This window comes from Ferruginibacter sp. (assembly GCF_031430955.1).
Taxonomy (GTDB): Bacteria; Bacteroidota; Bacteroidia; order Chitinophagales; family Chitinophagaceae; genus Ferruginibacter.
Genome location: NZ_JANPCM010000530.1, coordinates 1 through 5,876, shown reverse-complemented (window position 1 = coordinate 5,876; position 5,876 = coordinate 1). Strand labels below are relative to the sequence as shown.

The 5,876-nt window shown below is 34.8% G+C and carries 9 protein-coding genes; 7 read left to right on the top strand and 2 right to left on the bottom strand.

Features of this window, described 5'->3' with window-relative positions; genetic code table 11:
• On the top strand, nucleotides 1-938 hold a 938-nt coding region (locus ACY65O_RS14915; protein ID WP_462221655.1), incomplete at its 5' end, for a chloride channel protein.
• A 3-nt stretch (nucleotides 939-941) separates the two neighbouring features.
• On the opposite strand, the gene ACY65O_RS14910 is transcribed toward ACY65O_RS14915, so the two are convergent.
• Nucleotides 942-1,706 carry a DUF1223 domain-containing protein gene (locus ACY65O_RS14910; RefSeq protein WP_462221654.1) on the bottom strand — a complete coding sequence of 255 codons (765 nt, stop codon included), beginning with the start codon at nucleotides 1,704-1,706 and terminating at the stop codon, nucleotides 942-944.
• Between the two features lie 9 nt (nucleotides 1,707-1,715).
• Complete coding sequence (gene msrA, locus ACY65O_RS14905; RefSeq protein ID WP_462221653.1) at nucleotides 1,716-2,354, bottom strand: peptide-methionine (S)-S-oxide reductase MsrA; 639 nt, start codon at nucleotides 2,352-2,354, stop codon at nucleotides 1,716-1,718.
• A gap of 240 nt (nucleotides 2,355-2,594) precedes the next feature.
• Between msrA and ACY65O_RS14900 the strand changes: the two genes are divergently transcribed.
• The 6 genes from ACY65O_RS14900 to ACY65O_RS14875 all read left to right on the top strand — a co-directional run.
• Nucleotides 2,595-3,062 carry a YHS domain-containing (seleno)protein gene (locus ACY65O_RS14900; RefSeq protein ID WP_462221652.1) on the top strand — a complete coding sequence of 156 codons (468 nt, stop codon included), beginning with the start codon at nucleotides 2,595-2,597 and terminating at the stop codon, nucleotides 3,060-3,062.
• A 66-nt stretch (nucleotides 3,063-3,128) separates the two neighbouring features.
• The gene (locus ACY65O_RS14895) at nucleotides 3,129-3,539 is read left to right on the top strand and encodes a DoxX family protein (RefSeq protein WP_462221651.1); all 411 of its coding nucleotides are present in this window, start codon (nucleotides 3,129-3,131) and stop codon (nucleotides 3,537-3,539) included.
• Nucleotides 3,536-4,465, top strand: coding sequence for a hypothetical protein (locus ACY65O_RS14890; RefSeq protein ID WP_462221650.1), 930 nt, complete (start codon nucleotides 3,536-3,538; stop codon nucleotides 4,463-4,465). The genes ACY65O_RS14895 and ACY65O_RS14890 overlap by 4 nt, the downstream gene beginning before the upstream one ends.
• Nucleotides 4,466-4,475: 10 nt before the next feature.
• Nucleotides 4,476-4,928, top strand: a complete 453-nt coding sequence (locus tag ACY65O_RS14885; RefSeq protein ID WP_462221649.1) for a DM13 domain-containing protein — start codon at nucleotides 4,476-4,478, stop codon at nucleotides 4,926-4,928.
• A 12-nt stretch (nucleotides 4,929-4,940) separates the two neighbouring features.
• Nucleotides 4,941-5,438 (top strand): hypothetical protein, encoded by a 498-nt coding sequence (locus ACY65O_RS14880; RefSeq protein ID WP_462221648.1) that lies wholly within the window; start codon nucleotides 4,941-4,943, stop codon nucleotides 5,436-5,438.
• Nucleotides 5,438-5,876, top strand: a 439-nt coding sequence (locus ACY65O_RS14875) for a hypothetical protein (protein WP_462221647.1), incomplete at its 3' end; no start/stop codon positions are given. The genes ACY65O_RS14880 and ACY65O_RS14875, both read left to right, overlap by 1 nt.

The window sequence follows — 5,876 nt, the reverse complement described above, 5'->3', positions numbered from 1 at the left end:
TGCCGCCATTATTTGGCGAAGGGTACAACAGTGTCAAGTTAGTTGCCAGTGGTAATTATAATTCGTTTACAGATAACACCACGCTGCTTACAAAGCTGGGTAATAACTGGGGTATAATTGTTTTTACTGCATTAATATTTTTATTAAAACCTATTGCTGCTGGTATTACCATTGGCAGCGGTGGTAATGGCGGCAACTTTGCGCCTTCGTTATTTAGTGGTGCCTACCTCGGTTTCTTTTTTAGTAAATTATTAAATAGTACACCATGGATAAAAATACCGGAAGGTAATTTTAGTTTGGTGGGCATGGCGGGTGTGCTGAGTGGCGTAATGTATTGTCCGCTTACGGCTATATTTTTAATTGCAGAAATTTCCAGCGGTTATGAATTATTTATTCCGCTGATGATCGTTTCTTCTATTTCTTTTTTTATTGTAAAGATGTATGAGCCCTTTTCGATGGAAACAAAAAAGCTGGCACTGGAAGGACAAATTTTTACGCAGAAAAAAGAAAAAAATATTCTTACCTCTATTAGTTTAGATGAAATGCTGCAGGATACTTACGAAAGCATTGGTATTGATAAAAAATTAAAGCAACTGGTGGAAATTATTAAATGCAGCGAGAAAAATATTTTTGCGGTTACGGATAAAAATGAAAAATTTGCCGGCATTATTGAACTGAATGATATTAAACAAAAGTTATTTGAGCCTGATCAGTTTGAAAAAGTTACTATAAAATCAGTGATGAAAAAACCTGCTGCGGTTTTACTGCAACACATGGATATGCATACGGTGATGGAAAAATTTGATATTACACAAAGCTGGTACTTGCCGGTTCTGGATAATGAAAGAAAATTTATTGGCTTTATTTCTAAAACAAAACTCTTTAATAAATACAGGGAAATTTTAGCATCGCAGGGAGATTTGTATGATGCTGAATAGTTTTTAATTTTTTACCATTGCAGCGCCGGTAATTTTTAAATCTTTTTGCTGTTGTACAAAAGCAATGATTGCTGTATTTTCTTTTTGCAGTGCTGTGGTATTTTCAAATACTATTTCGCCGGATGAAGTGGCATCTATACTTATCCACTGGCGCACCACATTTTCATTTTTTAAAGTATGGCCGCCATTTTCGCCACGTTTTACAACAGTAGTTTCGGTAAGGGAAATTAATGCTGCATTTATTTTACTGCCTGCAAAATTCCCTTCTAATGCATATTGCAGTGTAATTTTTTTATCGTTATTGTAAGTTGCAGTTAAGGTTGTAAAATTTACTGCAGCATTTGTGTTTAATGCTTTTGTTATTGATTGGGCTAATGAGCTGTTATCTGAACCAACAAACTGGCTGCTGCCATTTACTATCATTTGCGGTGTGTAGGCCCCATCAAGATTTAATGCAGCTGCATATTCTTTTTGCCGTTGAGAAAAGTTACTGCTGCTGAACGGATCTTTCCATCCTAAACGGTTCCAGTAATCTACATGAAATGATAAGGCAAATATTTTTTTACCCGATTTTTTTGCACCGGTAATTGTTTTGGCCAGCAATTCATCAGCAGGCGGGCAACTGGAGCACCCCTGCGATGTAAAAAGTTCTACTACTGCAAATGGTTCAAACATAGTATCAGTGGCTGTGGTTTTATTTTTTTTAAAACTCAAAATCAATACGCCACAAATAACGATTGCTGCTGTAGCTGCTATTTTAAGTTTCATAAAATATTTTTAATTTTTAAAATTACCTTTAAATTCTTTTTTAAATTTCATAAAATCCGGTATCGAAACATTTTGTACATAACCATTTTCGGGGTGATGCAATACATACTCCTGGTGATACGCTTCTGCAGGATAAAAAGTTTTTAAAGGAATTACCTGCGTTACAATTTTGCCGGAATATTTTTTTGAATCAGTCAATCTTTTTATTTCAGCATTTATAATTTGCTTTTCGTTTTCATTTTTATAAAATGCTACGGTGCGGTATTGGGTTCCCACATCGTTGCCCTGCATATTTAATTCGGTAGGGTCCTGGCTGGCAAAAAATGCTTTTACTAATGTTTGGTACGAAATTTTTGTACTGTCGTAATATACCTGTACCACTTCGGCGTGGCCTGTGTTACCGGTACAAACGTTTTCATAATCCGGATTTGCAACGCTGCCGCCTGCATAGCCCGATACTGCATCTCTTACGCCCACTAAACTTTGAAAGACAATTTCGGCATGCCAAAAACAACCTTCGCCAAAGGTGGCCACAGCTTCGTTTGCCGTTTTTGTTTTTGTGCCGGCTGGTACTTTTACATTTTTACTTTGAGATTGTGCACAGGAAGAAAATATGCTAAGCACAGCAATTACTATTAAATTTTTCATCGTTCTATTTTTACTATATACAATATTATCATTAAACAGGATTTACCCAACCTGTTAATTTTTTACTGCTAAACCGATCCCTTACGACGTATATAAATTAAACAGGCCGTTTATTAATTATTTATTTAAAAAAATATTTTCAAAAACTTTTTACAAAAAAAAATTGTACCTAAACTGAATTTTTATGGAATAAATGCTTTTACTGGTTCCAAAAATAACATTCACTAAATAAAATTAAACATGAGACTGAAAACATTTATTACAGCCGCAATTACTGTACCCTTTTTAATTGCAAATGCCAATGCACAGGCAGTTTTGCGTACAAAAGATTTTAATCTTGAAAAAGGGCTTGCAATACAGGGTTACGACCCTGTTGCATATTTTACCCAAAGCAAGGCTGTAAAAGGTAATAAACAGTTTGCAGCTTCTGCCGAAGGCGTTACCTATTATTTTTCTACTGCAGCCAACAAAGAGTTGTTTGTAAAAGACTATAAAAAATACGAACCCCAATATGGCGGGTGGTGTGCCTATGCCATGGGTGCTACTAACGATAAAGTTGAAATTGACCCGGAAACATTTAAAATAGTGGGTGGCAAATTGTATCTCTTTTATCACAGTTGGGTAAATAACACTCTTAACAAATGGAATAAAGATGAAGCCGGCTTAAAATCTAAAGCAGATATAAACTGGGCAAATATTTTTAAATAAAAACCAGTTGCAGACAAATTGTGTATATAAAAAACAATATTTTTTAAACGGTTAAACCAAAACTAAATGAAATTAAAGAATATATTTTCCTGGTTGCTGCGTATTGCTGCTGCAATAATCCTTTTACAAACTTTATATTTTAAATTTTCGGGCCATTCCGAATCTGTTGAACTTTTTACAAAATTAGGTGCTGAGCCCTGGGGCAGAATTGGCACAGGTATAGTGGAGCTTTTTACATCCATATTACTTTTATTACCATCAACAGTTTTTATTGGTGCTTTGCTGGGTACGGGTTTAATGGCAGGCGCTGTTCTTTCGCACTTAACAGTTATTGGCATTGAATCTAAAGGCGATGGCGGACAATTGTTTATGCTTGCCATTGCAGTAATGATAAGCTGTATCATTATTTTGATTTTACATAAAGAGCAGGGTGTTGCATTGTATAACCGATATTTTAAAAAATCAATGGCATTATGAAAATAAATTTATTCTTGTTATTAACTGCTGCAATCTTTCTTCCGGTAAAAAAAATAATTGCACAAGGCTGCAGCGATGCAGGGTTTTGTACTATCGGCAATATGAACCAGCACGATGCTGATCAGGCAAATCAAAAAAAACAAAGCCTAACATTAATTTTAAGCAATGGCATTGGCGATGAAAATGTTTTTGTATTTACTCCCGGCATACAATACGATAATAAAATAAATAAAAAATGGGCCATTCAGGCAAAACTTACTGCAAATTATGCCAACGGAAATTTGGGCAATGCAACAGGTTTGGGAGATCTGTTTCTTTCATCAACTTATACACTTGATAAAAAAACCAATTGGGAAACTTCGTTTTTATTAGGTACAAAAATACCTTTAAACAACAGTGATATACGCACCGGCAATAAACCTTTACCTATGCAATACCAAAGCAGTTTAGGGACTGCAGATCTATTAGCAGGCATTTCAATTACCAATAAAAAATGGGCATTTGCAACCGCTGTACAGCAACCGCTTACAGGCACCAACCGCAATACATTTTTACCCGATTACTGGAACACAGCAGCAGCAAATAAATATTCGCCTACCAATACTTTTAAAAGAAAGGGGGATATTTTATTAAAAGCCGGATATACACTTATTACAAAAAATAAATTGAATTTAAATATTGGTCTCTTGGGTATTTATCATTTAGGCAGAGATACCTATATCAATGGAAACATTAATAATAAAGCAATTGAATTAAAAGGGTCGGAAGGTATAACACTTAATGGCACTGCGGTTGTAAAATATAAACTGAATAATAAATTTTCAATTGCCTTAGCAGGAGGAGTACCTTTTTTTGTAAGAGAAATAAGACCTGATGGGTTGACAAGAAAATTTGTTTTATCACCTGAAATTATTTTTAATTTTTAAATCCTTTACTATGCGTTACACTATTATTATTTTTTGCTTTGCATCACTTATTATAAGCTCCTGCAAAAAAGAAAAAAACTTTGCCCCCACTACGGTATTAAACGAAACAGTAGATACCACTGCTGCCATGGACAGTACCATTATAACTGCAACCTTAATTTTCAGTGGCGATTTTACTTCGGGGCCTTTTGGTACAGTTACAGGCAGAGCGGAAGTGTATAAAAAGGGTAATACTTATGATGTAAAACTTGCCAATTTTACAACCAACAATGGCCCTGCACTGCATGTGTATATTGCTAAAGAAGCAATGCCTGTTTCCTATATTGATTTAGGTTCACTAAAATCAACTGCAGGTAACCAGGTGTACAGTGTTCCCGGAATACCAGACTTTAAGGAATACAAATATATTTCCATTCACTGTGTAGCTTACAATCATTTATTTGGCTCAGCATTATTAAAATAATAAATCCACTGCATGATTTTTTTTCCACTAACTCAACAGCTAAAATCATTAAGTAATCTTTTACTGTTACTGAGTAATGAAGAATACAATAAAAAAATTACCTACCTGGGTAATGCCAGTATTGGCGGGCATACCAGGCATATAATCGAATTATTAAAATGTGCTGCTGATGGTTATAACATTGGCGTGGTGGATTATATAAACAGGGTTAGAAATTTATCTCTTGAAACGGACCCGGCCATTGCAATAGACGCATTGCATGTACTTGCAGAAAATATAATTCAGCCTGATAAAGAAATGACTTTATTTACAGAGTGCGATACAGGTAATTACGGCGATGTGGTTATTACTACTTTTTACAGGGAAATAGTGTATAACGCCGAACATACCATTCATCATCTGGCCCTGATAAAAGTGGCATTAAGAGAGATGAAATTAAATATTACCAATGATGATTTTGGGATGGCGTATTCTACCATTAAATTTTTATCTGCCCAAAATAAAAATTAATGGCAATTTTAAAAAATTATTTACTGCTGCTATTTGCCATTACCTGCTTTGCTAAAGTTTGCAAAGCGCAGGACAGCAGTAAATTTTATTTCACCACATCAGTTGGTTTACTTTCGCCGGAAGGTAATTTTGCAAAGGCATATAAAACATCTTTAGCACTTAACTCCGGTATAGAATACAAAATTTCATCTTCTTTGTTTGCACAGTTTGTAGTAGATTTTAATGCAGTAAAATATAACCAGCAATATAAGGATGGAAACTCAGATTATCTTTTTCAAAAAACCAACAGCTCTATTTTTTTAGCCGGTTTTAATTTTGGGAGAAATTTTTTCCTGGGTAAAGTGAGTAAATTTTTTTCATCGTTGTACGCAGGCACAGGGTATGTAAATATTGGGGAACCAAGGTTAACCGTAAATACAGCTGCCAATATTATCGAAC

What these genes read in the sequence shown, in the direction of transcription:
- ACY65O_RS14910 (WP_462221654.1), bottom strand. Translation starts at nt 1,706, where the DNA reads ATGAAACTTAAAATAGCAGCTACAGCAGCAATCGTTATTTGTGGCGTA.
- msrA (WP_462221653.1), bottom strand. Translation starts at nt 2,354, where the DNA reads ATGAAAAATTTAATAGTAATTGCTGTGCTTAGCATATTTTCTTCCTGT.
- ACY65O_RS14900 (WP_462221652.1), top strand. Translation starts at nt 2,595, where the DNA reads ATGAGACTGAAAACATTTATTACAGCCGCAATTACTGTACCCTTTTTA.
- ACY65O_RS14895 (WP_462221651.1), top strand. Translation starts at nt 3,129, where the DNA reads ATGAAATTAAAGAATATATTTTCCTGGTTGCTGCGTATTGCTGCTGCA.
- ACY65O_RS14890 (WP_462221650.1), top strand. Translation starts at nt 3,536, where the DNA reads ATGAAAATAAATTTATTCTTGTTATTAACTGCTGCAATCTTTCTTCCG.
- ACY65O_RS14885 (WP_462221649.1), top strand. Translation starts at nt 4,476, where the DNA reads ATGCGTTACACTATTATTATTTTTTGCTTTGCATCACTTATTATAAGC.
- ACY65O_RS14880 (WP_462221648.1), top strand. Translation starts at nt 4,941, where the DNA reads ATGATTTTTTTTCCACTAACTCAACAGCTAAAATCATTAAGTAATCTT.